At 61.7% G+C, this 844-nt stretch carries 1 protein-coding gene; it reads right to left on the bottom strand.

What is annotated here, in order from left to right:
• Positions 1-114 precede the first annotated feature (114 nt).
• Complete coding sequence (locus A5777_RS11960; RefSeq protein ID WP_039856765.1) at positions 115-753, bottom strand: HAD family hydrolase; 639 nt, start codon at positions 751-753, stop codon at positions 115-117.
• Positions 754-844 lie beyond the last annotated feature (91 nt).

Genomic DNA, 844 nt, shown 5'->3' with positions numbered 1-844 from the left:
CTTCTCCTCGGTTCTCGGTCATTCGTCCACGCGGGTGGACGTCTGCGGTGCCGGCGTCGTGGTCGATGCGCCGACACAGTTGGCTTTCTGAATGGATCTCACGCGGTATGGATCTCACGCGGTTGCGGGTAGTCCGAACGTTTCGGTCAGTTGCCTCGCCGTGTCGGCGCCGTCGGTATGGAGGATGCCCGCGATCCCGAGCTTCGCTGCACCGTCGAGGTTCTGTTGGAGGTCGTCGATCATCACCGAATCCTGCGGGGCCACTCCGAGCCGTTCGCACGCGATCTCGAAGATCCGACGCGATGGCTTGCGTATACCCACCTCAGCGGAGATGACGACAACATCCGCGAGCTCGCTGAGCTCGAAGCCCGCATAGGTGTCTCGTCCGAACGCGTTGGACACCAGGGCAACTGGAACCGACGCGGCGCGCAGCCGACCCAGCATGGCAATCGTCTCGTCGTCACGCTCGAGTCGATGCTGCATCCTCGCGGAGAGTCCATCGGACGGCACGCTTACGCCGTGTGCCCCGAGTCGGGCGGCGAAACCCTTGTCGAAGGTTTCGGCGTCGATCCGTCCTGCCTCATGATCTGCGAGCAGCGTGCGGGATTGCCCGTCGTGTCCGAGTAGACGCAGCGGCAGCTCACGGTCGCCGATCTCCGCGCCGAAGGCCCGGAAGGCGTCGAGCACGCTGGTGGTCACCACTCCCCCGAAATCGATGAGCACAGCTGATCGCGTAGTGGAACTTGATCGCATAGTTGAACTTGACCTCATATTCAATTTGTAACACACAACACGTTGCAAATGGGAGAGCTGCCCACCTCTGTGAGGCTGTCTCTTATACACA

It is taken from the genome of Gordonia sp. 852002-10350_SCH5691597, assembly GCF_001665715.1.
In the GTDB taxonomy this organism is placed as follows: Bacteria; Actinomycetota; Actinomycetes; order Mycobacteriales; family Mycobacteriaceae; genus Gordonia; species Gordonia sputi.
The sequence above is the reverse complement of the archived record's forward strand: the minus strand, read 5'-3'. Positions and strand labels throughout refer to the sequence as shown.